This is a genomic window from Streptomyces sp. R35 (assembly GCF_041053035.1).
In the GTDB taxonomy this organism is placed as follows: Bacteria; Actinomycetota; Actinomycetes; order Streptomycetales; family Streptomycetaceae; genus Streptomyces; species Streptomyces lutosisoli.
The window spans coordinates 41,816-67,063 of sequence record NZ_CP163440.1 but is presented as its reverse complement, the minus strand read 5'-3'; the positions used below and the strand labels follow the sequence as shown (position 1 = coordinate 67,063).

At 70.2% G+C, this 25,248-nt stretch carries 21 protein-coding genes and 1 pseudogene; 14 read left to right on the top strand and 8 right to left on the bottom strand.

Going from position 1 to position 25,248, the window contains the following annotated elements:
* Positions 1 to 4: 4 nt before the first annotated feature.
* Positions 5 to 517 carry a MarR family winged helix-turn-helix transcriptional regulator gene (locus AB5J50_RS00300; RefSeq protein ID WP_266594097.1) on the bottom strand — a complete coding sequence of 171 codons (513 nt, stop codon included), beginning with the start codon at positions 515 to 517 and terminating at the stop codon, positions 5 to 7.
* Between the two features lie 57 nt (positions 518 to 574).
* On the opposite strand from AB5J50_RS00300, the gene AB5J50_RS00295 reads away from it, so the two are divergent.
* The 5 genes from AB5J50_RS00295 to AB5J50_RS00275 all read left to right on the top strand — a co-directional run bounded on the left by AB5J50_RS00295 (position 575) and on the right by AB5J50_RS00275 (position 7,496).
* Positions 575 to 1,441 (top strand): SDR family NAD(P)-dependent oxidoreductase, encoded by an 867-nt coding sequence (locus AB5J50_RS00295; RefSeq protein WP_369253761.1) that lies wholly within the window; start codon positions 575 to 577, stop codon positions 1,439 to 1,441.
* 172 nt (positions 1,442 to 1,613) lie between these two features.
* Positions 1,614 to 3,848 carry an MMPL family transporter gene (locus AB5J50_RS00290; RefSeq protein ID WP_369253759.1) on the top strand — a complete coding sequence of 745 codons (2,235 nt, stop codon included), beginning with the start codon at positions 1,614 to 1,616 and terminating at the stop codon, positions 3,846 to 3,848.
* 195 nt (positions 3,849 to 4,043) lie between these two features.
* Positions 4,044 to 5,363, top strand: coding sequence for a sensor histidine kinase (locus AB5J50_RS00285; protein ID WP_369253757.1), 1,320 nt, complete (start codon positions 4,044 to 4,046; stop codon positions 5,361 to 5,363).
* The gene (locus AB5J50_RS00280; protein ID WP_369253756.1) at positions 5,360 to 6,037 is read left to right on the top strand and encodes a response regulator; all 678 of its coding nucleotides are present in this window, start codon (positions 5,360 to 5,362) and stop codon (positions 6,035 to 6,037) included. The genes AB5J50_RS00285 and AB5J50_RS00280 overlap by 4 nt, the downstream gene beginning before the upstream one ends.
* 181 nt (positions 6,038 to 6,218) lie before the next feature.
* Entirely contained in the window at positions 6,219 to 7,496 is a 1,278-nt protein-coding gene (locus AB5J50_RS00275; RefSeq protein WP_369253754.1) for a metallophosphoesterase, read from the top strand.
* A gap of 429 nt (positions 7,497 to 7,925) precedes the next feature.
* On the opposite strand, the gene AB5J50_RS00270 is transcribed toward AB5J50_RS00275, so the two are convergent.
* Genes AB5J50_RS00270 through AB5J50_RS00260 form a run of 3 tightly spaced genes read right to left on the bottom strand, consistent with a single transcriptional unit; the run spans position 7,926 to position 12,470 of the window.
* Positions 7,926 to 8,147 (bottom strand): hypothetical protein, encoded by a 222-nt coding sequence (locus AB5J50_RS00270; protein ID WP_369253752.1) that lies wholly within the window; start codon positions 8,145 to 8,147, stop codon positions 7,926 to 7,928.
* Entirely contained in the window at positions 8,128 to 11,316 is a 3,189-nt protein-coding gene (locus AB5J50_RS00265) for a tyrosine-type recombinase/integrase (protein WP_369253750.1), read from the bottom strand. The genes AB5J50_RS00270 and AB5J50_RS00265 overlap by 20 nt, the downstream gene beginning before the upstream one ends.
* Entirely contained in the window at positions 11,313 to 12,470 is a 1,158-nt protein-coding gene (locus AB5J50_RS00260) for a tyrosine-type recombinase/integrase (RefSeq protein ID WP_369253748.1), read from the bottom strand. Before AB5J50_RS00260 ends, AB5J50_RS00265 begins: the two co-directional genes overlap by 4 nt.
* A 497-nt stretch (positions 12,471 to 12,967) precedes the next feature.
* On the opposite strand from AB5J50_RS00260, the gene AB5J50_RS00255 reads away from it, so the two are divergent.
* The 7 genes from AB5J50_RS00255 (at position 12,968) to AB5J50_RS00225 (ending at position 20,394) form a co-directional block, all read left to right on the top strand.
* Positions 12,968 to 13,768: a helix-turn-helix transcriptional regulator gene (locus AB5J50_RS00255; RefSeq protein ID WP_369253746.1), complete on the top strand. Its 801-nt coding sequence runs from the start codon at positions 12,968 to 12,970 to the stop codon at positions 13,766 to 13,768.
* Positions 13,765 to 14,964: a M20 family metallopeptidase gene (locus AB5J50_RS00250; RefSeq protein ID WP_369253745.1), complete on the top strand. Its 1,200-nt coding sequence runs from the start codon at positions 13,765 to 13,767 to the stop codon at positions 14,962 to 14,964. Before AB5J50_RS00255 ends, AB5J50_RS00250 begins: the two co-directional genes overlap by 4 nt.
* Positions 14,965 to 15,150: 186 nt before the next feature.
* Positions 15,151 to 15,279, top strand: a complete 129-nt coding sequence (locus tag AB5J50_RS00245; protein ID WP_369253743.1) for a hypothetical protein — start codon at positions 15,151 to 15,153, stop codon at positions 15,277 to 15,279.
* Between the two features lie 134 nt (positions 15,280 to 15,413).
* A complete protein-coding gene (locus AB5J50_RS00240; RefSeq protein WP_369253741.1) occupies positions 15,414 to 17,285 on the top strand; it encodes an asparagine synthase-related protein in 1,872 nt (623 codons plus the stop codon).
* A complete protein-coding gene (locus tag AB5J50_RS00235) occupies positions 17,282 to 17,995 on the top strand; it encodes a lasso peptide biosynthesis B2 protein (protein ID WP_369253740.1) in 714 nt (237 codons plus the stop codon). The genes AB5J50_RS00240 and AB5J50_RS00235 overlap by 4 nt, the downstream gene beginning before the upstream one ends.
* A 55-nt stretch (positions 17,996 to 18,050) precedes the next feature.
* A complete protein-coding gene (locus AB5J50_RS00230) occupies positions 18,051 to 18,320 on the top strand; it encodes a hypothetical protein (protein ID WP_369253738.1) in 270 nt (89 codons plus the stop codon).
* Between the two features lie 103 nt (positions 18,321 to 18,423).
* Positions 18,424 to 20,394, top strand: coding sequence for an ABC transporter ATP-binding protein (locus AB5J50_RS00225; RefSeq protein WP_369253736.1), 1,971 nt, complete (start codon positions 18,424 to 18,426; stop codon positions 20,392 to 20,394).
* A 93-nt stretch (positions 20,395 to 20,487) separates the two neighbouring features.
* Here the strand turns inward: AB5J50_RS00225 and AB5J50_RS00220 are convergent, their stop codons facing one another.
* The 4 genes from AB5J50_RS00220 to AB5J50_RS00205 all read right to left on the bottom strand — a co-directional run bounded on the left by AB5J50_RS00220 (position 20,488) and on the right by AB5J50_RS00205 (position 22,787).
* A complete protein-coding gene (locus AB5J50_RS00220; RefSeq protein ID WP_369253734.1) occupies positions 20,488 to 21,012 on the bottom strand; it encodes a single-stranded DNA-binding protein in 525 nt (174 codons plus the stop codon).
* A 43-nt stretch (positions 21,013 to 21,055) separates the two neighbouring features.
* The gene (locus AB5J50_RS00215) at positions 21,056 to 21,862 is read right to left on the bottom strand and encodes a hypothetical protein (protein WP_369253732.1); all 807 of its coding nucleotides are present in this window, start codon (positions 21,860 to 21,862) and stop codon (positions 21,056 to 21,058) included.
* Positions 21,863 to 21,964: 102 nt separating this feature from the next.
* Positions 21,965 to 22,396 (bottom strand): hypothetical protein, encoded by a 432-nt coding sequence (locus AB5J50_RS00210; protein ID WP_369253730.1) that lies wholly within the window; start codon positions 22,394 to 22,396, stop codon positions 21,965 to 21,967.
* Positions 22,397 to 22,454: 58 nt separating this feature from the next.
* Positions 22,455 to 22,787, bottom strand: coding sequence for a hypothetical protein (locus AB5J50_RS00205; RefSeq protein ID WP_369253729.1), 333 nt, complete (start codon positions 22,785 to 22,787; stop codon positions 22,455 to 22,457).
* A gap of 560 nt (positions 22,788 to 23,347) precedes the next feature.
* Between AB5J50_RS00205 and AB5J50_RS00200 the strand changes: the two are divergent.
* Both AB5J50_RS00200 and AB5J50_RS00195 read left to right on the top strand, forming a co-directional pair.
* Positions 23,348 to 23,538, top strand: a pseudogene (locus tag AB5J50_RS00200) (2-(5'-triphosphoribosyl)-3'-dephospho CoA synthase); the annotation flags it as partial.
* 470 nt (positions 23,539 to 24,008) lie between these two features.
* Positions 24,009 to 24,932 (top strand): hypothetical protein, encoded by a 924-nt coding sequence (locus AB5J50_RS00195; protein WP_369253727.1) that lies wholly within the window; start codon positions 24,009 to 24,011, stop codon positions 24,930 to 24,932.
* Positions 24,933 to 25,248: the final 316 nt, after the last annotated feature.

Sequence of the window (25,248 nt, the reverse complement as noted above, 5' to 3'; positions counted from 1 at the left end):
TTTCCTACAGGTCTATGGGTTGACCCACTGGGGCAGGGCTCCTTCGTGCCTGTCCGCCGGTCTTGCCGCCAGTGAGGGCGATGTCCAGGTGAGCGAGCAGCGCGTCGAGCGTGGCCAGTTGCTGCGGTTCGAGCTGGCCGAAGTGCTGGCGCAGTACATGCGCGCCCGCTTCTTCCGCGGCCGTCAGTGCCGCGCGGCCCGTCTCGGTGAGGGAGACGGTCTTGCGGCGGCGGTCTTCGGGGTCGCCGGTCCGGGCGACCATGCCGAGGCGCTCCAGGCCTTCGACGATCTGGGTGACGGAGCGCGGTGCCTGGCCGAGGGAAGTGGCCAGCTCCGCCTGGTGGAGTACACCGCGGCCAGCCAGTGCCTGAAGGACTTTGGTGCGGGAGAGGGACAGGCCGGCGGTTGCCAGCATGCGCTGGTCGACCTGTTCGCGCAGGGTGTACGCGAGGGTGAGGAAGGCCAGTCCCACCTGCTCCGGGGCGCTGCCCGGCGTCGTTGATTCGTGCTGCTCCATGGTTCGGGTATCCTCGCACAACATAATCGTGAGGTACCTCATGAAAGGGGTTGTGGGATGGATCGTCCCGTCGCCGTGATCACCGGAGCCACCTCCGGACTGGGCCGCATCGCCGCCTTCGAGCTGGCCCGCCAGGGCTACCGCATCGGCACCGTTGCCCGCTCCCGCAGCAAAGCGGAAGCCCTCGTCACCGCCCTCAAGGCGGTGACCGACGAGTCCGTCGACGTCTTCCACGCCGACCTCGGCCTGCTCTCCGACGCCCGCCGCGCGGGCGAGGAGATCGCCGCGCACTACCCGCGTCTGGACGTCCTCGTCAACAACGCCGGCCTGCACGCTTTCGCGCAGCGCGTCACCACCGAGGGCCTCGCGGACATGACGGCGGTGAACTACCTCGGCCCGTTCGTCATGACCGACGCGCTGACGGCGAAGCTCGGTGCCTCGGCGCCGGCCCGGATCGTCAACGTCGCCTCCGAAGCGGCCCAGCAGGCGAAAACGATCGCCCCGGCCGAGGACCTGCGGCGCACCGAGGCCTACACCCGCCGGGAGTCGATGGCCCTGTACGGGCGCACGAAGCTGATGACGATCATGTGGACGCAGGAGCTGGCCCGCCGCCTGGATGCGGACAAGGTGACCGTGAACTGCTGCGACCCCGGTTTCAACGCCACCGGCCTGGGCCGGGACCTGCCCGGCTCTGCCGTTCTTCAGCGGGTGCTGAACATCCTGAGGATCGGTGATCCCCGCAAGGGGGCCGGCATCATCGTGCGGCTCGCCACCGACCCGGCGTTCGCGGGCACCACCGGCGGTTACTTCTCCGCCCGCGACGCCCGCCCCCTGCAGTGCCCCGAGCCCGGCAGGGACGCGCGCGTGCAGCGGGAGCTGTGGGACGCGACCGCGGCGCTTCTCGCCGCCCGCCCGGCCGCCTGAGACCCGGCACACCCGCCTCAAGGAGGACACCGCCCGGTACCGGGGTACCGCCCCGGGCACGGATTCGTCCTCCAGTAGCTCTTTTCGGCCGCACCCGGCTCCTACGTTCATGGGCGGAGCCTGTCGGGCTCGCCCTCACACATCCGTCTTTCTCCTGGTGGGAGTAATTTTCGTGGCCACCTTTCTCTACCGGCTCGGCCGGCTCGCCTTCCGGCGGCGCCGGCTGGTGCTGCTGGCCTGGATCGCGGTGCTCGTCGCCGCGGTCATCGGCGTCAGCAGCGTGTCGGGCAGTACGACGGACGACTTCACGCTTCCCGGAACCCAGTCGCAGCAGGCCATCGACCTGCTGGAGAAGGAGTTCCCGCAGGCCTCGGCCGCCGGCGCCACGGCCCGGGTGGTCATCGAGGCTCCGGACGGGCAGAAGCTGACGTCCGCCGCCCACAAGCAGGAGGTGGAGTTCCTGGTCGCCGACCTGCGCAAGGCACCGCAGGTGGCGAGCGTCACCGACCCCTTCACCGCCGGCCTGGTCAGCTCCTCGGCCAGCATCGCCTACGCCCAGGTGACCTACTCCGTCCCGCAGGCCGACATCACTCCCGCCGCGTCGGACGCCCTGCACGCGGTGGCGGACAAGGGCGAGGAGGCGGACCTGAAGATCAGCCTCGGCGGCAACGCGGTGCTGGAGGAGGAAGAGAGCAACGCCGCCGAACTGATCGGCCTGCTGGTCGCCGCCTTCGTCCTGGTCATCACCTTCGGCTCGCTGGTCGCGGCAGGGCTGCCCCTGCTGTCCGCGATCGTCGGCGTCGGCATCGCCCTGTGCGCCATCACCGTCGCCTCGTCGTTCGTCGACATGGCCTCCAACGCGCAGACCCTGGCGCTCATGCTGGGTCTGGCGGTGGCCATCGACTACGCCCTGTTCATCGTCTCCCGCTACCGCACAGAGCTGCGTGAGGGGCACGCCCCCGAGGAAGCAGCCGGGCGCGCCCTGGGGACCGCGGGCTCGGCGGTGGTCTTCGCCGGACTGACCGTCGTCATCGCGCTGGCCGGTCTGAGCGTCATCGGCATCGCGATGCTCACCACCATGGGCCTGGCCGCGGCCTTCGCCATCACCGTCGCCGTCCTGGTCGCGCTCACCCTGCTGCCGGCGACGCTGGGCTTCACCGGGACCCGCGTGGCCAACGGCCGCCTCACCACACGTCGCGTGCGGGCCGAGCAGCACGGCCGGCGCGTCACGATGGGCGTTCGCTGGGGCCGCTTCGTCACCCGCCATCCCTGGAAGATGCTGCTGGCGTCGGTCGTCGGTCTGGGCGTGCTGGCCATCCCGGCACTGTCGCTGCGGCTGACCCTGCCCGACGACAGCATGGCCGCCCCCGGCAGCACCCAGCGCGTGGCCTACGACACGCTCAGCAAGGGCTTCGGTCCGGGCTTCAGCGGCCCGCTCACCATCGTTGTCGACGCACGGGACAGCGACGACGCGAAGAGGGCGGCCACGGACACCTCCGCCATGCTGGACGGCCTCGACGACGTCGCCACCGTACGACCCCCGGTCTTCAACGAGGCCGGTGACGTCGCCCTGATCACCGCGGTGCCGAGCAGCCCGCCCACCAGCCAGGAGACCGTCGACCTGGTCGCCGACATCCGCGACCGCAGCGACGCGGTGGAGAAGGACAGCGGCACGCAGGTGATGGTGACCGGCACAACCGCGCTCAACATCGACGTCTCCGCCAAGCTCGGCGAGGCCATGGTGCCCTACCTCGCCATCGTCGTCGGCCTCGCGCTGGTCCTGCTGCTCCTCGTGTTCCGCTCGGTCCTGATCCCGATCAAGGCCGCGGCCGGCTTCCTGCTCAGCGTCGTCGCCACTCTCGGCGTGCTGGTCGCCGTGTTCCAGTGGGGCTGGCTCAAGGACGTCTTCGGCGTCGACGAGACCGCCCCCATCGTCAGCCTGCTGCCCATCCTGCTGATCGGCGTGGTCTTCGGCCTGGCCATGGACTACGAGGTGTTCCTCGTCTCCGGGATGCGCGAGGCATACGTCCACGGCGCCGGCCCCACCGAAGCGATCGTCACCGGGTTCCGCCACGGCGCCCGTGTGGTCACCGCCGCCGCCATCATCATGATCTCAGTGTTCGCCGGGTTCCTCCTCGACGACATCGCCCTGGTGAAATCCATCGGCATGGGCCTGGCCACCGCGGTCCTCTTCGACGCCTTCGTCATCCGCATGACCCTCGTCCCCGCGGTCATGACCCTGCTCGGCGCACGGGCCTGGGCACTTCCCCGCTGGCTCGATCGCATCCTGCCCAACGTCGACGTGGAAGGCGAGAAACTGCGCCAGGTCCTGGCGGAGCGCGACCGCCCCGCACACGTCCCCGCACAGAGCGACCAGGAGCCGACGGCACCCGCCCCCCTCGGGTAGGCACACCCCCGGCACACCCCGACCCCGCCTGCCGGCCCCTATCCCCCGAGGGGCGGCAGGCGGTCCCCAGGGGGCCCGGACAGCACACCGTGCACCGCACAGCGGCTGTCCGGGCCCCTTTTGCCCCCGCCCGCCGGTTCACGCTCCAGGACCGGCGAGCGGCCTGCCCGGACAGCGAAAAGGCCCCCACCTGCCATGAGCGAGCCGACCACCCGAGAACCCGTACGCGACACCTCGTCCCATGCTTCCCGGCTTCCGCGTTCCCTTACGAGCGACCCCGACCACCGCGTCACCGTGTCGATCATCAGCGGGCTGGCCGCGTGGCGGATCCTCGACCGCGACCACCCCCGGCTGCGACTGTGGGCCGTTCCAGTCTTCTGCGCCGCCCTTGGACTGCCCTCCCTGCTCAACCCGGCCAACCGCACCCACCTGCCCAGCGAGATCGTCCTCACGCTCGCCTACACCGTTCCTCTGCTGTGGCGAGAACGACACCCCGGCCTGGTGTTCGCGATCACCACAGCCGTCTCCGTCCTCGCGCTGCCGCTGAACGTCCTCAACGGCGCCGACGCGGCCCGGATCGTCGCGCTCTACAACGTCGGCCGCTACGGCAGGCACCGCCATCTGGTCATCGCCTGCACGGTCACCGCCGCCCAACTCATCGTCTGGGTCGCGGCGTTCTGGGGAAACGGCCAGCTGCAACACGCCAAGCGCCCGGAAATCGTCACGCTGCTGGCCATGCTCGCCGTGACCGCCTGCGCCGGACTGGCCCTCACCGGACGGCTGGCTAAGGCCTACATCGTGGCCCTGGAGACCGAGAGGGACCAGCAGACCCGCCTGGCCGCGGCCTGGGAACGCACCCGCGTCTCCCACGAGATGCACGACATCCTCGGCCACACCCTCGCCGTGATCATCGGCCTCGCCGACGGAGCCGCCGCCCTGGCCAGATCCCGCTCGGAGAGATCCGCCGACGCCCTCGACCTCATCGGCGACAGCGGCCGCGAGGCCCTCGCCGAACTGCGCCGCCTGCTCATCGTGGTCGACAACCCCGCGCCACAGCGGGACACCACCCCGCTCGCCCCGCAGCCCACCCTCCAGGACCTGCCCGCGCTGCTCCACCGCGTCCGCGCCGCAGGCCCCACCGCCGACCTGCACACCGACGGGGACCTGACACCGCTCAGTCCCGGCCTCCAGCTCACCGTCTACCGCATCGTGCAGGAAGCCCTCACCAACACCCTCAAACACGCCGCGGCCGACACCACCGTGTCCGTCAACCTGCACACGAACGAGGAGTCCATACACGTCACGGTGGAGGACACAGGCCCGGCGCGCGCGGCAGGCAGCGAACGGCACGGCAGGCACAGCGGGCAGGGCCTGGTCGGCATGCGCCACCGCGCCGCCCTCTACCAGGGCCGCATCAGCGCCGGCCCGACCCGCGCCGGCGGCTGGCGCGTCCACACCGTCCTCAGCACCTCCCGCACCCTGCCCAGCGCCGTCACGGAGAAGCACCGCATATGACCACCGTCCTCATCGTCGACGACCAGACCCTGCAACGCCTGGGCTTTCGCATGCTCCTCGAAGCACAGCCGGACATCTCGGTCGTCGGCGAAGCCTCCCAGGGCCAGGAGGCCGTCCGCCTGACCGCGGAACTCCGCCCGGACGTCGTCCTGATGGACGTCCGGATGCCCGGCGTCAACGGCATCGAAGCCACCCGGCGCATCGTCGAGTCCGGCGGCCGTTCGCGGGTCCTGGTCCTGACCACCTTCGACCTCGACGAATACGCCTACGAGGCCCTGCGGGCCGGCGCGGCCGGCTTCTTCCTCAAAGACGCACGCCCCGAGGAACTCGTCGTCGGTATCCGGACCGTGGCGGCCGGCGACAGCGTCATCTCCCCGAGCCTGACACGCAGACTCATCGACGCCTTCACCACCTCGCACCCACAGCGAACGTTCGGCTCTCCCGTCCTCAGCCCCGAACAGCGACGACAACTGACCGCCCTGACCGAACGCGAACGCGAAGTCCTTGCCGCCATCGCCACGGGATGGTCCAACACCGAGATAGCCGCCCACCTCCACCTCGCCGAGTCGACGGTCAAATCCCACGTCAGCCGCATCCTGGCAAAGATCGATGTCCGCGACCGCGTACAAGCCGTCATCTTCGCCTACGACGTGGGCCTGGCCCACCCCCACTGAACCCTAACGAGCAGGCATACGCCCCCTCAGATGCCGTCGTCCGACGCGCCCGTCCCGCCGCCGACCCCGACCGTTCGATAACCCTCCCGGAGCACTCCGCCGTCATGCACCGACACCTCAACCCCAGCACCCACTACGGGCAATGCCCCTCCAGCCCGTTCCCACCGGCTGAGGCAGCGGCATGAGCACCCTCGCGCAGACAGTCACCGTCGCCGCGGCGAGCATCGTCACCTCGGCCGCCACACACCGCTACCTCTACCTGAGGCTCGTCAAAGACGTCACAGCGTCCGCCCGGCTGCGCCGCGCGGGCCGGGCCGCGGCAGTCGCCCTGACGATCCTGGTCCCCACCGGTGTCCTCGCCGCCCAGTACGCGAACCCGACACACATCGCCTGGCTGGCCTGGCCGACCTTCGTCTGGGTCGCCCTGGCCGCCTACCTGCTGATGACGCTCGTCGTCCTGGAGATCCCCGTACGCCTCACCGCGCATGCACTGCGGCGCCGCACCGGATCCGGCCTCGTAGTTCCCACGCAGGCACCCCGAGTACCGGTCGGTCAACAAGGCCACTCCGTCGCGGCTCCGGTCACAGCCGACCCGCAGCCCCAACCGGCCCAGGGCGCACTGCGGATGATGGACCGCCGTCTCGTCCTGGCTCGCTCAGTCGCGCTGCTCGCCACCGGAACCGCCGTAGCCGCTACCGGCTACGGCTTCCACCGCGGCCTGGGAGCACCCGACGTGAAAGTCGTACCCGTAGCCCTGCGCCGACTGCACCCCTCACTCGACGGCCTGCGCATCACCATGGCCAGCGACCTCCACCTCGGGCCGTTCTTCGGCCGCGCCCACACCGCCCGCATGGTCCGCATGATCAACGACACCTCGCCCGACATCGTCGCCATCGTGGGAGACCTCTCCGACGGCAGCGCCCAAGACCTGGCCACCCACGCCGCACCGCTCACCCGGCTGTCCTCGACCCACGGCGCCTTCTTCGTCACGGGCAACCACGACTACCGCCACGACATCGACGCCTGGATCGACACACTCGCCGACTTCCGCGTCACCACCCTGCGCAACACCCGCACACTGATCGAACATCGACACGGAGCCATCGACCTCGCCGGCGTCACCGACGTCACAGGCGAGCAGAACCACGACGCACCCGACTACGACAGGGCCCTCGGCGACCGCGACGCCTCCCACCCCGTCGTCCTGCTCGCCCATCAACCCGTACAGGTCCACGAAGCCGCCCGGCACAAAGTCGATCTGCAACTGTCCGGACACACCCACGGCGGAGCCTTCTTCCCCGGCAACCTGCTCGTGCCACTGACCCAGCCCCTCACAGCAGGTCTGGCCACCATCGACCACACACAGCTCTACGTCTCCCGCGGAGTCGGAGCATCCCTGCCACCCATCAGAGTCGGAGCACCACCCGACATCACAGTCATCGAACTGCGCAAGCAATAACGCACGCGTGGCGTCGGTGATCAGAACCAGCACAGCCCGGCCGTTCCGGCCCGGCTTCGGCAGCCGTGCCGCTGGCACCGACAGCGCGGGAGCCGAAGCACGCGTCACCTCGAAGAAGCCGTAACCAACACCCCTGACACGGCGTGCTCTTGTGTCACATCGGCACCCATGGACTTCGTCTGAGGGGCACTGGCCCAGCTGGAATGGCGATGGCGTGTGGGCACCCCTGCCGGGAAGATCCCGTACCGGACCGTCCCCAGGTACGGTCTCCAGGTCGCGACGGTCTGACGGCCTCACCCTGCCGGGGCGCCCCGGCTTCTGCGTACACGGGCTACCCTGCGGGTGGTTCCGCCGCATCCGCAGAGATCAGCCAGCTGTTTTCGACCATCAGCCGCTGGTTGACGTTGCGGAGTGCTTGCATGGCGGCTTCTACTTGGCGGCCGGCTGCCAGTGCTGCGTCTCGTTGCTTGCGCAGTTCCTCGTCCGTTGCAGGGCGGCGTTCTGTTCGAGGAGCATGCGGTTCTCGACTTCGAGGGCCGCGTCGTTGCGGGCGGTCGCTGTTGCCGCCGCCCGCGGCCGGTCTTGGGCTAGGTGGGCGCGGACGGTCTCGGCTTCGGCTTTGAGGTCGCCGCTACGGCGAGGGGTCGGCACGTTTGCGTGGCTGTGAGCTGTGACCCGTACTTTCGAGGAGCCTGGTGTTGTCGGTCATGAGGCGCTGTGTGATGTTGCGCTGGGCCGCGAGGTCTGCCTCACAACGCCGCACGGTGGCCAGGGCCTGGTCCCGCTCGTTGCACAGTGCCTCGACTTCGGCGTCGCGGTGCGGCAGGGCGGCGAGGTCCCCGTGCGCGGCGGCCGCGAGGTCGCGGGTGCGGATCGCGCGCAGCTCGGATCGCGCCGTCTCCAGGTCGCGGCGCAGTGCTTTGTTCTGTTCGAGCAGCATGCGGTTCTCTACCTCCAGAGCGGCCTCCTTGCGGGCCTGGGCTGCGGCCTCGACACGGGGGCGGTGGTCGGCGAGGTGGGCGCGTACGACTTCCGCTTCCGCTTTCAGGTCCCGGTGGCGTTGCAGGTACTGCGGGTTGACCGCGGCCCGGCGGGTGATCTCCGCGTCGGACAGGGGTATGCGGGTCGTGCGCATGCCGGCGATGATGTCGAGCACGCGCCGCCGGCACGCCTGACTGTCGGCACGGCGGCGTGCGGCGGCAGCCAGGCGCCCCGCGTCCAGCGTGTTCTTGCGTATGGGTTTCGAGGCCGTTCCGGGCGGCGCCTGCGGTGGGCGCGCGGTCACGGTGCCTGCCTGGTGAGGAGGATCGGGTCGGTGGTCGGCCGGTCCAGATACTGGCGGCCGGCCAGCACCGCCGCGACGGGAATGACCGTGACGAACCGGTCTCGGCTGTGCATCCAGGACTCGACCGTCGCCCTCTCGCCGTCGGCGAGCGACCCGAGGTCCGTTTCGCACTTGGTGATCAGCTCGTCGCACGGTGCCGTAGGCGGCCTCCAGCAGCGCGAGCTGCTGGGCTTTCGTGTCGCGCAGTTGGCGCAGTTCGGGCAGCTGGGAGAAGTCGGTGGTGAAGAACTTGCAGGAGAAGCAGCGGTAGTAGACCGGGCAGCCGCGCCCGTCGGCACGGACGTTGTTCATCTCGTGGCAGCTGCCACCGGGTACGGGGACCGAGCCGACGCCCGCGCGGGCCCGGTCGGCGAGGTCCTCGTCGCCGCTGCGGCGCCGCAGCCGGCCGCCGGCGATGTCGAACTGGTACTTCGTCGCGATGGCGCGAACCGCCTCGACCCGGCGGGGGTGGGAGACCCGGTAGTACATCTGGGTGGTGGACGGGTCCTGGTGCGCCATCAGGACTTGCAGGATCTCCAATGGGACCCCGGCGTCGGCGCGCAGCTGGGCGTAGGTGTGCCGGAACGAGTAGGGGAACACCCGGGAGCGGTCGAAGTCGTTGTCGTGCTCGTCCACCAGGACGGTGAGCGCGGCCATCCACACTCCGAGCCAATAGCCGACCGAGCTGGAGTCGTAGGGCCGCTCGCCGAGCCGGTTGGCGCGCGAGAGCCGGATAGTGGGAAACAGTGCCATCCGCGGCGACAGTGGGCGGCCGTCTGCGTCGAACCACTGCGGGAAATCCTGCCGCAAGTGCTCTTGCTGACGGGTAATCACCGTGACGTCGGAGGGGTGCAGCGGCAGTTTGTGCCGTCGTCGGACCTTTTGCATCCAGTACACCAGGAATGGGTACCGGCGGCGCTGCACACTGCCGTCGAGAGCCTCGACGTCGATGTCGTGCCACTGGACGCAGTCGAACTCCAGGTGGCGGATCTCCCACGGGCGCCGGCCGACCCGCAGGGCCAGCTCCACGTAGTTGCGCGGCGTGCCGGGCGTGAGTAGCGCGAGGCTGTCCTCCGCCATCAGCTGAAGGAACACCGCCTCCGGCAGGGCGTCCTGGGAGCGGCCCTCCAGCTCGCTCTCCGAGTCGTCGCGCTCCGGGTACGGGGGCACGTCCTGGGCCAGCAGGTGCACATCCCCGGCCCCGTTGCCGGCCAGCCACGAACGGCCCTGGTCGAGGATCTCGCGCAGGGTGTGCAGCAATTCGTAGTAGCGCGGTGGTGTCACCAGCAGCGGACCTTTTCCGCTGACCAGCGACTGAAGGAGGCGTTCTGCGATCACGGTCCGAGCGGGGTCGTCGCGCGGCAAGGACTCGTAGCGGCCGGTATCGCGGGCCCGCTCCGCCAGCCACCGCAGGTACCCGGTCATACCGGCCCGTCCGACCGCCGCCGGCCGGCGTCCTTCCCCGGGCAGAGTGCGCAGGAACATCGCGAACCACCGCACCGTGTAGCCCACCAGCATCAGCCGTGCGCCCGAGGCGCCCGAGGCCGCCAACTGCAGCACGCGCTCCTGGCCGAGGTGGAGCAGCCAGGGCGCGTGGACGTCGCTGAAGTCGACGGTGCCGCCGCGAAACCGCGGGTCCAGCACGTTCAGGCGCACCACCGCGCGGGTGTGCTCCGCCGCCCTGTCCGCGCTCCGCAGCTCGACGTACTGCCGCCAGGTGCGCACATACGTCGTGGTCTGCCCCTTCGGCGGCAGGTCGGCCTGCAGCAGATCGCCGACCGCGTGGGCAACGAGCCACAGCACCGCGGACTTGACCTGACTGGGGCTGATGCGGCCCCCGTTGCGCAGCTGCACCTCGTAGCCCACGAGCACCTGGGTACGCAGAAACGGATCAAGGTCTGAGAGCGGCACCGTACCCAGGGTGGTGTACACCGCCGGGGCGTCCCGAGCCCACGCTCCGAGGTCGGGCCGGCCCTCTTTGGCCCAGCGGCGCTGGTGGGCCGGGCAGAGGCGGGTCCGCCGCAGGTGCGCCCAGCGCGAGCAGACCCGGACCACGCACTCGCCCAGGGTGGGGCGCGGCGGCGGGTTGGTGGCCAGATACTCCTCGACCGTCAGCCCGGCGTAGGCCCGCGTCCGCGCACAGGTCTTGCACAAGCCGCTCGCCTCGGCCGGCCGGAGGCAGCCCACCCGGCACGGGACCTGACGGTACTGGCGTGCCGGAGACGGGGCCGGCGCTGTCGCACACCAGGCGCGGACGTCGACGGGCGAGCCGGCTGCCTTCCATGCGGCATGACAGGTGAAGCACAGCCAGGGGGAATGGGCCGAGGCGCGATCGCAGGACGGGTGTGCGCACGGCCGCAGGGTGTGCCAGCTGGCGCCGAACGGGAAGTGCAGCTCCCACACTGCCCGGTCCACGCCATGCTGGGCGAGGTACGGCCAGTCGGGCTCGACCGGCGCGGACGCCGGCACCCGCTCCCGTCCCGGTGTGGCGGTCATGAGGTGCCAAAGAGGTGATCGGCGACGCTGGTGGCCGCGACGGCCACCTTGGCCTCGGCGACGGTTCGGTAGACATCCTGGCTGCTGATGTCCCGGTGACCGAACAGACTCTGCAGGACGTCCCGGGCGACGTCGAGATCCGCCGCTGTCTCACCGACCAGGTGGCGGAACATGTGCGGGAACAGGTGACGCAGCCCGGCATGAGCGGCCAGATCGGACACGAGGTCCTGCACACGGCGGGCACTGAGTGCTTCGCCGCCGGGCTCACCGGTGGGCCCGGGGAAGGTGACGAAGGCCCAGGGGCTCTCGGCGGCCGGCCGGATCCCGGTGCGCTCGCGCATCCAGTCCGCGTAGAGCATCTCGACGGGGCTGGGGACAGGAACGATCACCGTGTCGCGGTTCTTGTTCGCTGCTCCCTTCGGGTGCCCGCCCCGCTTACGCAGGTGGAGGTGCGGGCCGTGGCGATAGGCACATCCCGGCATCGTGCTGCCGGCCGGAACGAGGTGGATGTCCTCCCGCATCAACGACACCAGTTGGCCCACCCGCAGAGCGCAGCAGGCCATGATCGCCACCATGCAGCGGTCCCTGGCCGTGGCCGCAGCACGCAGGACGGAGGCGAACTCGCGACGGGTGGCGGCTGCCGGCCGCGCGGATGCCCGGCTGGGGCGCCCGTCCACGCGGGTCCGCGGCCGGGCCAGGATGGCCCTGCCGCCGGAGGCGGACGGCACCGTGGTGAACAGCGCGGCAAGGACATCCGCGTCAACCAACTGGAGGTCGGCCAGGTGCAGGTAGAACCCGTGGATGGCGGCCAGCACCGGCACTAGGGTCGACTCCCGGGGCAGGCATCCGTAACCGCGGCCACGGGTCTCGCGCTCCGTGGTCCGCAGATGCATCACGAACGTCGCCAGTTGGAGCGCAGTTTCACTCCGGGACAGCCCACGCTCCTCCGACCAGACGTGAAGCCGCTTCAGATGGCCGGCATAGGTCTTGGTGGTGGACTCCGCGAACGACCTGCCGAAGCGCAGATGCCGCAGGTGCCCGTCGATGTCGTCGACCACCGCGAGGGTGGGGCCGGCCAGTACCGTCCAGTACGCCAGCTCCTCGCTTACAGCAACGCGCACGACCTCCGCGTGCGGCAGAGCCACGGTGCCCACATCGGCAAGCTAGCCGTTCTTGCCTCAGACCTTGGCAAAATGGGCGATCCCGAGACGCCGACGGCCTCGGTCAGCTACGACGATCCATTGCCGCCTGTGGATCCGCCCAGGACCGGGAACTTAGACCCATAGGACTGCCGGACCGGGATCTGTACGAGTGAGTCAACGCGATCGACCGGCGCGCAGAAGGGCGCAGGTGAGGCAGGGACTTGGTGAGGACGGCGGTGCTGACCGGAACCCCGAACACAGCCGCCGCTTCCTGCCGGAGACGTCGTACAGACCGAACTGCACCTTCACCGCGGGCCTTATCTACACCTGTCAAGTAGCTCAGCTGGTCACAGGCTTGGAGCCCCGGCAGGCATGTAAGGCGCATTTCTCGTCAACTCGTCGGCTCCACGGATCGCGCCGCTGGAACTGGTGTGTCAGGGGAACAACCAGAGTGCGGGTCGGCGTGTTCGCGAGGCGCTGATGGGCCCAACACATTCCTGGGGGTAGCGGTGACCGGATCCACCAGCGGGGACTCGCCACTCAAACGCGCCCGCCTGGCACGGAACTTGACGCAGGAGGAAGCTGCCGACGAGCTCAATGCGATCACAGGCGGCTCGACGGACGGCAGTGCCATCAGCGCCTGGGAGGCGGGGCGCAAGCGCACAGGCGCAAAGAACCGCCGGGGCCTGAGTCAGGTCTACCGTGAGCGCCCCGAGATCCTCTTCGCCCATCAGGACGGGACCGACAGCGCGAGCGACCTGGAAGCCGCCGGCACAGACGTGGTCGTGCGGGTGCTCACCCGATATACGGACCTCGTCGAGGCCATGGTCGAGGTGGTCGCCGGAGCGCAGGAGCATCTGGTCGTCACCGGCTCACGCAGTAGAGAGAAGGCCTATCTCGCCGCGATCGAGACAGCGGTGGCTCAGCGGCCTGATCTCGTGCACTACCGGATTCTGTACGGGCCGCCGCGGCATCTGGCGCTGTCCGAGCACCTGGTGCGGCTTCTGGAACTTCGTGATCCGGCCGAGCGCCGCAATGGGGTCAAGACGCTGCACATCCGGATCGTCGAGCCGCTGCAGGCGATGGAACGGTACTTCGTGGCCTCGGAGAACGCGGCGGTGGTCCCCTTGCCTTCATTTCATGGCGCGGAAGGCTTCGACTGCGGAATTCTGTTGGGCCGCGAAGCCGCGGTCGGACTGGTGCAGCATGGCCGGGAGGCGTGCGCGTCCGCGCGGCCGGTGGAGACGTTGGAGGCCGTTCACGCCTTGCCCGTTCGGCACGGCGGAACGTCATGGCAAGGAGACACGTGAGCGAAGACCTGGTGGCGCAGGCCGCCCAGCGATCGGCATCCGTCATCGAACTGGCCCAGGAGCTGATCCGCCGGCCAAGCCGCGGCGGGATCGACGACTACGCGCCCGTGCTCGGGGCCCTGGAGGACTGGCTGTCCGGCCGGGCATTGCCGCACCGGCGCCTGCACGACGAGGCGGGTCAACTTGTCGGCCTGCTGGTGGAGATCACGGGTGGACGGCCCGGCTCCTGGTGGACGCTGGACGCCTGCGTGGATACCGCCTCCTTCGGCGACGAGAGCGCCTGGTCGTTCTCGCCCACGGCCGGCGACGTGGAGTCGGGGTGGCTCCGGGGACGAGGGGCGGCCGACTCGAAGCTGGCGGCGTCGGCCTTCGTGCACATCGCCGCTGACGTTTACGCCCGCGCCGAATCGCTGCACGGTGGCCTGGCCGTTCTCCTCGACGTCGACGAACACACGGGGGGCTTCGGGGGCGCCCGCGCCTACCTGGCCGACCCCGAGGCCGCCCGGCCCGCCGGCGTGATGATCGGCTACCCCGGCATGGACGAGGTAGTCGTCGGCGGCCGCGGCCTCTGGCGCGCCACGATCACCGTCTACGCGCCGTCCGGGCACTCTGGGTCCAGTCGCAGTGTGCTCGGCGCCGTCTCCCGCGCCGCCCGTCTGGTCCAGCTTCTCGACTCGGCCGACCTGCCCGGTAGTCCGATCGACGGCTCGGGTTTCCCGTTGCCACCGAAGCTGTCCATCACCGCGATCCACGGCGGGCAGGGCTTCTCGGTGTCCCCGGACCGGTGCGAGCTGAATCTCGACATTCGCACCACTCCCGCCTTCGACGACCAGGACGCCGAGACCCTGGTCCGCAAGGCCGTCGACGAGCTCGACGCCGAGCTCCCCGGCCCCGCTCCCACCCGCGTCGAGCCGATCGCCTGCTGGCCACCGTTCCGCCTCCAGGACGATGAGCAGCCCGCCGCCGCGCTGATCCAGGCCGCCACGTCTCTGGGGATCGCCGTGCGAACCAAGACGGCGGGCCCGTCGAACATCGGCAACCTCCTCGCCGGCGAGGGAGGGATTCCCGCGACGGCCGGCTTCGGCGTGCCGTATGTGGGGCTCCACGGGATCGACGAGCGCGCCCACCTCGCCGAGCTTCCGCAGGTGTACGCGGTGTACCACCAGGCCGTCCTCGACTTGCTCACCGGCCGCTGACGGCGGTACTTCCTAGTTGGAACCCAGTTTTGTCCTACCCCACGAACCAGGAAGTCCCCAACTCCTGATCTGTTGGGGCGCGTTGCTCCGCGCTCTCATAGAGGAGTCCAAGAGGCCGCACGGGAGCCTGCACCGCCCCGTGCGGCCGACGGACCAACCCGACAGACCGACTCGTGGAGGTATCCCGTGGAGCACGCCGAGTTCGAGACCGTCAGCTACACCGCGCCCGTCATCAGCATCCTGGGCACCGTCACCGGCGCCACCTTCGGCAGCGCCAGCGCCAACAACGCGGACGACACCGAGTACTGGCAGTAGTAGCGCCCCGCGAACAGGGAGTACGCCGGTGAGCGAGTGCCCGGGACACCTTCGGCTTTCAGCCGGTGTCCCGGGCGCTCGCCCGTGAAAGGCACCATCAGCGACGGGCGGACGAAGGGACCGAGGTGGGCACCATGCGGTTCACTGCGGGAAGGTTCACCACGCGCAGGGGCGACGAGGGCCTGCACGGCTGGCAGCCCCGCCAGGCAACCATCGCGTACGACCACGGTGCGGGACGGATTTGGACGACCGGGTACGCGCCCGGAGAGATCCGCACCCGTAGCGACGGTCACAGCGATGTGCTCGTGATCGGCTGCTGCCTGGCCACCGACCAGGAGCTCGCTGCGGCCCAGCAGGAGGCGGGCGGGCGCGACAACTGGGCGGCCGCCACCCGGCTTTCGGGCAGCTACCTGAGCGTCGTACGGACCGGGCCGACATGGCGCATCACCGGCACCCGGGCCGCCACGGTCACCGTGTACTGGCTGCCGCTCGACGACGGCGTGCTGTGGGCGACCGCGGCCGCGCCGCTGGCCGCCTACTCCGGTGCGGAGCCCGACCCGGCGGTCCTGCTGGCGGCCTTCATGCTGCGGGGCCTCGACGCCGCTGAGGCGAGCCACTTCCGCACGGTGCGGCGCGTCCCGCCCGACCACGCGCTTGTCCTGGAAGCCGGAGCCGATCCGCGTATCGAACCCGTGCCGCATCGGGCCCGCGAGCGTTCCTTGCCCGAGGGCGCACCGCTTGTCCGTGAGACGGTGACCTCTGCGGTCACCCGGCGCGCGGTGAGCACCGACCGGCTCTCCGCAGACCTGTCCGGCGGCATCGACAGCTCGGCCCTGACCAGCCTCGCCGCCGCGCGCACCCCGCTGCTGGCCGTCACCTACACCGATGGCCGGATGAGCCAGCAGGACGACGTGCAGTACGCGGAGCGGATCGCCGCCGGCAATCCGGCCATCGACCACGTCCGGGTGCACGGTACCCACGACAAGGTTCAGCATTTCGATGCCCTGGACGACCCCGCGGCGCTGCCGTTCACCGACAGCCCCTCGCTCACGCTCGGTCTGCTCGCCATCAAGACGGCCCAGCTCGCGCCGGCCCGCGCGTACGGCTCGCACCTGCACCTGACCGGGCGCGGCGGCGACAACGTCCTGGACGCGCTGCCCATGACGGTGATCGACCAGTACCGGGCCGGAGAGTGTCTTGCCGCCGTCGGCCGGACGGCCAAGCTCGCCCGTGCCCGCCACACCGCGCTGTGGCCGATGCTGCGGCAGGCCGCACATACCCAACACACCAACCAGTCCCAGGCGTTACGTGTCCTCGCCGAACTGCTCGACGGGCCCGCCGTCCTGCGTCATCCCGGCTGGGCCCCGCCGCGGGAGATGATGAGCTGGTGCGGCATCACCGCGGCCGCGACCTGGCTCACCCGGGCCGGGCGGACCCTCGTCGCCGAGCTGGTCACCTCCCGAGCCGACGGCGCTGACCCGCACGTGAGCCCCGGTGTCCTGCACGAACGCCTGGCGCTGGAGTTCATGGGTGCCGGGCACGCGACCTTCGACCAGATCGCCCGCCAGCAGTGGCACCTGCCCGTCCACGCCCCGTTCCTGGACACCGCCGTCGTCGACGCCTGCCTCGCGATCCCCGGCTATGAACGCCTCCAGCCGGGCGACTACAAGCCGCTCGCTCGCGCCGCGTTCACCGGGCACCTCCCCGGCTTCCTCCTGCAGCGACGCACCAAGACCGCCTTCACCAGCAGCCTGTACGCCGGCCTGCGCACCAACGCCCCGACCCTGCGCCGCCTCCTCACTAACTCCGGCCTGGCCCAGGCCGGGCTGCTCGACGCGGCAGCGGCCGCCGCGGCCCTGGACGGCGCCGCCCGCGGCGAGCTCGCCCCGCTCGCGGCCCTGCACACGCTGATCGTCACCGAGCTGTGGCTCGCGACCCTGCCCACCACCCGCGACTCCTGGTGGGAGAAGGCCCCCGCCCGCCAGGCTCAGGAGGCAACGACATGAGGAACACTGCCGGAATCTACGCCGCCACCGGCCCAGAGGGCGTCGCGTTGATGGACCTGCGCACTGGCCGGGGCCAGTGGCGGTTCCTCGAGCCGATCGGCGCCGAGCTGTGGCGCACGATCACCGACGGAGCCACACCGGCCGACGCGATCGAGAAGCTCACCTGCTACTGGTCGAGTCGTGGCGCCGACCCGCAGCAGGTGCGGGTCGATCTCACCGCCCTGGTCGACGAGTTGGAGCGCGCCGACCTCCTCCACTCCGCCCCGCGGACCATCCAGCACGAGCGCCTCGAGGTGCGGTTCGCCGCTTCCGTTCCAGCGAGTACCACCCAGAGTCTGGCCGGACACGTTGGGCTGTTCCTGGCCGTCGTTCTGCTCAGGCTCTTGCCGATCCGCGCCGCCGTCGCGGTCGCGCATGCCGCCGTCCGCCTACCTGGGAGCCCGGCCACCCCCGAGGAGGCGCAGTCCGCCCACGCCGCCGTCTGTCGTGCCACCCGATGGTGGCCCGGTCGCGCCGCGTGCTTGGAGACGTCCCTGGGCGCGTACTTCGCCGCCGCGTTCACCGGGCACCGGGTGCGCTGGGCGGTCGGGGCCCGCTTCACCCCGCAGGGCGCGCACGCCTGGATCGAAGCCGGGCACACCATCGTCGGCCAGAACGAGATGGACCGCGTCTGGCCGTACGTCCCCGCGCTCCAGGTAGCAGCGGGCTGACGCTGACCACCAAGGTCCTGCTCCGCTCCCCTCGGCCGTGCCCGATACTGGATCGGTGACCGAACGCCTGCCCCTCATGACGACACGGGAGACCCGCGCCGTGGTGACCGCCGCGCTCGCAGACTCGCACGTCGACCTCGCCATCCCGCTCGGAATGTCGCCCGCGCTCCGCGAGGGCCTGCGCACCGAAGTCCTCACCGCTCTGTCCCGCGCGGACTACCACCCGGCCGTGGACGATGTGCCCGGGAGTCTGACCTACCGCGACGGCGACCAGCTCCGCGTCGCCACCCTCTCCCCGGAGTCAGAACTCCTCCTTCGCGCATAATTGGAACGCTGAACACGCCTCCACCCACGGCGTACCACTCGCACTGAAATTCGCCACCCTTCGCCACGATGTCCACCCGTATGGGTGACGCGTTGCCCAGGATGTGACCGATACCCGAGCCCGCAGCGGCTCCCGCGAGACCCCCGCACCTCCCGCCCCCGGGCGGATCCTTCGCCTGCCGTGGCCCCGACGGCGACCGGCCGGGGCCGGCGAGATGCTGCCGCAGTACACGGTCAGCGCCGAGCGGCACGACAACGCCCTGGCCGACGACTTCACCACGATCGCGCGGCGCTTGCCCGCCCTGACGGTGACCGCGCTCCGCCTGGCCTGGGACGCCGACCGGCGCGCCGTCCTGCTCGCCGCCGTCCTGCAGCTGGCGACCGGCGCCATCACCGCGATCGGCCTCTACGCCACCCGCGGCGCCCTTGCTCCGCTGTTCGCGCCCGGACCGACCGCCGAGCGCATCCACACGGCGCTGCCCTCGCTCGCCCTGATCACCGTCGCCGCCGTCGGCCGCTCCCTGATCGCCGCCACCACCCTGGCCATCACCGCGCGGATCGGCCCCCGTGTGGACGCGATCGCCGAGCTGCGCTACCTGAGCGCCGCCACCCGCGTCCCGCTCGCCGCCTACGACGACGCGGCCTGGTGCGACCACAGCGAGGCCGCCAACCGGGCCTCCAAGGACGCCCACCTGATGATCGAAGCGCTCACCGCGCTCACCGCAGCGCTGCTCGGCCTGATCGCTGCCGCCGGCATCCTCACCGCTCTCCACCCGGTACTGCTGCCGCTGCTGCTCCTCGCAGTCATCCCGCGCGGTGCGGCCGCCGTCCGCGCCGCCCGCGCCGCCCACCTCGCCGAGCGGCACACGCTCTCCGACCGCCGCCTGCGCCACAACCTCATCTACTGCACCGCCGGCCGCGCCACCGCTCTGGATGTCCGGGCCAACACCATGCGCGGCTGGCTCCTGGGCCAGTTCACCACCGTCACCGACCGGCTGACCGAGCACGCCGCCCGCGTCGGCCGACAAACTGCCCGCTACCAGCTGCTCGGCGACACCATGGCCGGAGGCGCCGCGCTCCTCGTGTACGGGGCGCTGCTCTGGCTCGTGCTCAGCGGCCACATCCCGGCGGCCGCGGCGGGCACCGCGTTCATCGCCGTCCAGACCTGCCGCCTGCTCCTCAACCAGCTGGTCACCGGCATCAATTCCACCTACAAGACCGGCCTGTACCTCGGCGACTGGGCCAGCTTCCTCACCGACGCCGCACACCGTGCCCAGCTCCCCGCCGAGCCCGTCCCGGTGCCCGACCGCCCGGCCGTCATCGCCGCGCACAACATCAGTTTCCGCTACCCCGGCAGCGAACTGCCCGTGCTCGAGAACGTCAGCGTCACCGTCCGCCGCGGCGAAGTGCTGGCGATCGTGGGCGCCAACGGCGCGGGCAAGTCGACCCTCGCCAAACTCCTCGCCGGCCTCTACACCCCCACCACCGGCACGGTCACCTGGGACGACGTGGATCTGACCACGGCCGACCCAGAACAGGTGTGGTCACGGCTCGCGCTGCTGCCCCAGGACATCGCCCGCTGGCAGGTATCGGCCCGCGAGAACATCACCCTCGGCCAGGGCGACGGCTCGGACCGTGCCGTGATGGACGCGGCCCGCGCTTCCGGCGCCGACGACGTCATCGCGCGCCTGCCCGACGGTCTCGACACCAACCTGGCGCCCTCCCAGTGGGGCGGCCGCGACCTATCCGGCGGCCAGTGGCAGCGCCTCGCAGGCGCGAGGGCCTTCCACCGCAAGGACGCCCCCCTGCTGATCTGCGACGAACCCACTTCCGCGCTCGACCCCCGCGCCGAGGAAGCCGTCTACGACCGCATCCGGGCCCTCAGCGAAGGGCGCACCGTCGTCCTGATCACCCACCGCCTCGGCTCCACCCGCGCCGCGGACCGCATCATCGTCCTCGACGGCGGCCGCCTCCTGGAGGAAGGCACGCACGAGCAACTCCTGGCAGCCGACGGCGAGTACGCCGGGCTGTGGCGTACTCAGGCGCGGACCTACGCCGACCAGCCTCAAGGGTGAGGCCCCGGAAAATCCACCCGCACGGCGGGCGAACCGGTGCTGCGGGCGGGCGAGTGAAGGGGGAGAGGGGAGGAGGGGAAGGAGGGGAGGGCGTCAGCGGCCGAGGTGAAGGGGAGTGCCGTCGGCGGCGGAGGTTCTGGTATCGGACCAGCCGGAGGATCTGTGCTCCTCCCACCAGGCGGGCGGGCTGCCGGGCCCCGTGGCGGGAGGGCGGGGTGCGCTCGGAGGGTCGGGCTGAGGGGTCGGGGGAGGGGTGACGGGAGCGGTGGCGGCCGGGCTGGGCAGGCTGGCTTGGGTGTAGGCGATGCGCTGGCGCAGGCTGATGCCGATGTCATCGACGCTCAGGTAGATGGAGTTGTCCTTGATCTCGGTGATGCGGCCTTTGGCCAGGATGGTGACCCCGGCTGTGAGGGATTCGGCGGTGTTGCGGGCGAGGTTGCGCCAGGCGGTGCACACGTAGGAGATCGGGGTCCCGTCCCGCCACTGCCGGGTGCCGGCGTCCCACTGGCTGGGGGTCTGGGTGAGGCGGAACCGGCAGACGGCGATGCCGGATTCGGTGAAGCGGCATTCGGCGTCGCTGGTGACGGTGCCGGACACGTGCGTGATCGACGGGGCCATACGAACACTTCCTATCTGAAATAATAGTGTGTCCCGGGGTTGGTCAATCCCCCCTCGCCCCCCTCGCCCACTGCACCGGGCGGACCAGCCGTCGCAGCCACTGCCGCCACCCTCCGGCCGCGGCCCGTTCCAGCACGGCACCCGCGCTGAACACCGTGGAGCTCCCGACCTCCACGTGCAGCGGCACCGTTGCGTCGGACCGGATCAGCGGCTCGTCGGTGGTGTCGAGATGCACCGACACCCGTACGGCCTGCATGTCGGCGTCGAGGTAGGCGAAGACCAGAACGCCGGCGATCTCGATGCACGGCAGGCCTTCGTCGTCGGGTCCGGCCATCGGGTGGAAGACCGCTGCGCTGTTGACTGCGGCGCAGACCTCCTCGTCCGGGAAGCGGAAGCCGTCCGGAGCAGGCTGGGTCCGCACCAGCCGGCCGATGTCGTCGGCGTACAGCGAGTAGTGCTCGTCTGCCCGTTCAGCCTCCGGCCCGTAGTACAGGTCGACGGCCTCACGGTCGCTCAGGGGCGGACACTCCGGGATGCCGTCGTCCCCGAGTAGATTGTCCCAGCTGCTGCGCACGTGCTGTGCCAGAGTGGCCAGCGCGGAATCCTCATCGGCCCAGAGCGTCACCTCGTCCTCGTGGCGGTCCTGACGGCGCAGCACCCAGACGCTGCCCGCGACCTGCCGCGCGCGCGTTACCGGTCGCGTGAAGTCGAACCGAGCGAGCCACGTGTCGAGGACGCTGACGGTGTCGGCGCCGGGCCACTCGCCGGCGCGCTCCTCAAGGTCGTTCATCTTCTCGTGCAGGTCGATGACAGCTGCGCCCTCGGGCGTGGCGGGGTCGGGGGTGATCACGGTGATGCCTCTCTTCTCTCTTCTTCTCGGTGTGACGTGCTTGGGTCCGGCCCAGAACTTGCCGAGAACGCGGAGGCTGACGTGCCAGATGACGTCCGGTCATCAGCTGCCGTCCGGTGGGGGAGGGGCGGGCAGGAGTGCTTCCCAGTGGGCGTGGTGGCAGTCGGTTGCGGCGTGCAGGCGCAGGTGTAGCCAGGCCAGGTCTTGTCCGGCCCGCAGGACGGCCTCGGCGCCGATGGCCACGGCCCGGGGGTACGCCGTGCCGTCGTCGGGGTCGGCGCCCGTGACGATCAGGCCCGGGCGGTGGGGCATGTGGCGGAGCGTGAAGTTGGTGTAGCTGCGGTCGTCCAGGAGCACGAGCGGGGCACCGTGGTACTCGTCGGCGTTGAACAGAGGTGACGGTAAGTGCCTCAGGGGGACCGGGCACGGCAGCAGACCGATCGGGTCGTCCTGGGGGCTGTCGCTGATGACCAGCACCGGCTGGTGAGGTCTCTCCTCAAAGGCTTGTGCGGAGGCGGACATGGTGGGTGACACGTCGCTTTCGTGAGGGGGCGGGACAGCCCGTCCGGGCTGTCCCGCCCCGCGGGTCCGGTCAGCCGAGCGGGTAGAGCACCAGGGCCGGAGCGGCGCTGTCCGGGACGTCGGCGAACAGCTCGCGCAGCTCCTTGTCCTTCTTCAGCTCCTCCGGCAGCGGGAAGACCTCGCCGACGGAGTCGTTGTAGGTCGGCGCGTACCGGGAGCGGCTGTAGCTGGCGAACGGCGAGTAGGCGTTGCCCTCGACGTCGCGGGACAGCACGATCAGCGTGCTGCCGGGCAGGCCGCGCCAGTCGCTGCGGACCAGCTGGCGCAGCACGGCCAGCGTCAGGGGACGGTCGGGGACGTCGGCGTCCGGATCGGACGACGTCGCTTGGCTGTTCTCGGGCATGACGGCCTTTCGCATGGCGGCCGGGCGACGGGATCGCGCAGCCGGTCGGGAAGGGTGTGAGGTTTCATCGGGGTTGCGGTTGTTGTGCGCCTCTGGCCTGCGGTGCCGCAGATAGGTTGCGACGGACTTTGGAACCTGTGCGGGCCGTATGACCTGCAATCGTGCAGGTTGGATGAGACTGCCGCATTTGCAGTGAGAACGCTTATGTGATGGCGTCGGGGGAGTGGCGTTGGGATCCGCTGGCGGGTCACCGCCCGGGAATGCGTCCTCTCAAGCGCTTTTGATGGCCGGACTGATGAGGTTGCGAAGCACTGGCCAAAGTCCAGGGCGATCGTGCCTTGAGTAGTCCGAGGTGTGGATTACGCCCTGGCCGGGGCCTGCGGCTGCTGTCCAGCTTCTGCAGGACCAGCCCGACGGCTAGCGCGGCCTCAGATCTCCCACTCCCTCGACGGCGGCGACATCCGCGTCCTGCGACGTGGTCTCCGAGACGACCGACCTCACGTGGCGGGGGGCTTGTACCCACACCATGTAACTGCTTGAGCCGTGCGTTAGGCCCAGGCGCCAAGCGGATCGCGGCGCACGCCAACCGGCGGCCGCCTCGGGGTCGTCCGTCTCGGCGAAGTACGGTGCCGCCGGGGCGCGGGGTGAGACGCGCGCCGGATTCCCGCACGTGCGACGGGTGTTGAACCCGCTCGCCAGCGTCCGCTCGGCTGGGGCGCCCGAACCGTACGCCCGGCTCGACGCCCTCCTCTGATGCGGCCCGGGCCGCATCAGACCAGCACTGAGTCAGTGCCGTAGGTGCGGCTCCATGGCCGGCGGGATTTTCCGGGCACGATGTTCGTTGACGAGGAATGTGAGCTGAACTGCTCGCTGTGGCGCCTTGGGGGGGAAGACGGTCTCCGTTGCGCGCGGATGCGCGTGGCTTCGTTGATGGTGAGGTGTCATCCGCGCACGTGGCGCCGAAGTGGCCGATCCATCTGGACAGCGGCCTGCACCTGACGGCCTCGCCGGACACTGTGCTGGCCGCAGTTGCCGTGCGCCCAGCCGACGTCCAGGCCCCGCCCATACGTCTTGCAGGGCCGCTGGCGTGATTCCTGCACCCTACCCAGCGAGAGGCCAGCGTGTACGACGAGCGTGGCTCCCCTGCTCCAGGGAAGCTGGGAGAACGGAGTCCTGGTCTACATCCCGGTCAGGAGCCGCCTGCTCGGAAGGGGGCATGGGATGAAGCCGGTGGTCTTGGTGCACGGGATCTTCAACCACGTCCCGGGGGCGACGCCCGAGAAGGCAGCGTGCCTCAAAGCCAAGGAGTGTCGTTCGAAGCTGGCGGAAGGACTGGCTAAGGCACGGCTGGGGCAAGCGAGTCCCGAGGTGGTGATGGCTTACTACGCAGACCTGCTCCGTACCGAGCCGCCCGCCCAGGCGCACGCCACCGATGTCGATCCGCGTTTCGAGGACCTCACACGCAAACAGCGTGCTGAGGCCGCTGAATGGCTGGCGGAAGCAGGCGCCTTTTCGCCCCAAGACCCCCAGAATATCGGGCTTGTACCGTTGCGCCAGATGCTGGGATGGCTGGTCAGGAAGCGTGGCGGCTGGCTGGCTCAGACGATGCAAGAGCATACGGTGGGTGTGCTGGAACGCATCATGGTCGCGCTTCTGCGAGACGTTGAGGCATACACTGCCTGGCCTGATAGGCGCAGGCTCACACGCGAGCGCGTGGGCAAGACGATCCGCGACTATCGACCGACCGTTGTAGTTGCACACTCGCTCGGCTCCGTCGTCGTCTACGAAACCCTCCTCGATGAGGCCTATTCGGATCTGGACGTTGAGCTGTTGCTGACGGTGGGCTCCCCCCTGGGACTGCCGGGGCTGGCACGGCGTTTGGACCCCGCACTGCGTGCCGGGCGGGGGACACGGCCCGCCGGTGTGCGGCGGTGGGTGAACATCGCAGATGTCGGCGATATCGTCGCGATCCCACCGGGGCTCTCAGACGTGTTCCCCATTGATCAAGATGAGACCACGGACACCGGCCTGGGATTCCACGCCTTCGGCGGGTACCTCGCCGATGGGCTGACGGCGACTGCCCTCACCGCATACCTGGATTACCCAGGCGATGACCCTCCAGAATCGAACGGCAACGAGCAGTGATCGACGCCTTGGGGTGGAAAGGAAACACGGTCCTCAGGACTCTTCGCCAAGGCATGCAGCGTCGCCCACCACGATCACCACACTCGCGGAAGGCCTCTGCTTGCGGCTCCGCGAAATGCAAGCTTGGCCGCCGATGCGTGGACGATGGGCGTCTCACGATGGCCACGGGTCTGCACGGTGCCGATGCCCCAGTCGCTTGGGCGCGAAGGTGCAGCATCCCAGGCCAGCGTCCTACCGTTGAAATGATCGGGGTAACCGGACCGCAGCCAGCAGCGCGCCCGAAACGATACGAGTAGTTCAGCGGTCTACGCCTGGC

Bases quoted from the DNA above. Each gene is read 5' to 3' on its own strand.
- AB5J50_RS00235 (WP_369253740.1), top strand. From the start codon at position 17,282: ATGAGGAACACTGCCGGAATCTACGCCGCCACCGGCCCAGAGGGCGTC.
- AB5J50_RS00280 (WP_369253756.1), top strand. From the start codon at position 5,360: ATGACCACCGTCCTCATCGTCGACGACCAGACCCTGCAACGCCTGGGC.
- AB5J50_RS00295 (WP_369253761.1), top strand. From the start codon at position 575: ATGGATCGTCCCGTCGCCGTGATCACCGGAGCCACCTCCGGACTGGGC.
- AB5J50_RS00265 (WP_369253750.1), bottom strand. From the start codon at position 11,316: ATGACCGCCACACCGGGACGGGAGCGGGTGCCGGCGTCCGCGCCGGTC.
- AB5J50_RS00220 (WP_369253734.1), bottom strand. From the start codon at position 21,012: ATGGCCCCGTCGATCACGCACGTGTCCGGCACCGTCACCAGCGACGCC.
- AB5J50_RS00275 (WP_369253754.1), top strand. From the start codon at position 6,219: ATGAGCACCCTCGCGCAGACAGTCACCGTCGCCGCGGCGAGCATCGTC.
- AB5J50_RS00205 (WP_369253729.1), bottom strand. From the start codon at position 22,787: ATGCCCGAGAACAGCCAAGCGACGTCGTCCGATCCGGACGCCGACGTC.
- AB5J50_RS00240 (WP_369253741.1), top strand. From the start codon at position 15,414: ATGCGGTTCACTGCGGGAAGGTTCACCACGCGCAGGGGCGACGAGGGC.
- AB5J50_RS00195 (WP_369253727.1), top strand. From the start codon at position 24,009: ATGAAGCCGGTGGTCTTGGTGCACGGGATCTTCAACCACGTCCCGGGG.
- AB5J50_RS00300 (WP_266594097.1), bottom strand. From the start codon at position 517: ATGGAGCAGCACGAATCAACGACGCCGGGCAGCGCCCCGGAGCAGGTG.
- AB5J50_RS00285 (WP_369253757.1), top strand. From the start codon at position 4,044: ATGAGCGAGCCGACCACCCGAGAACCCGTACGCGACACCTCGTCCCAT.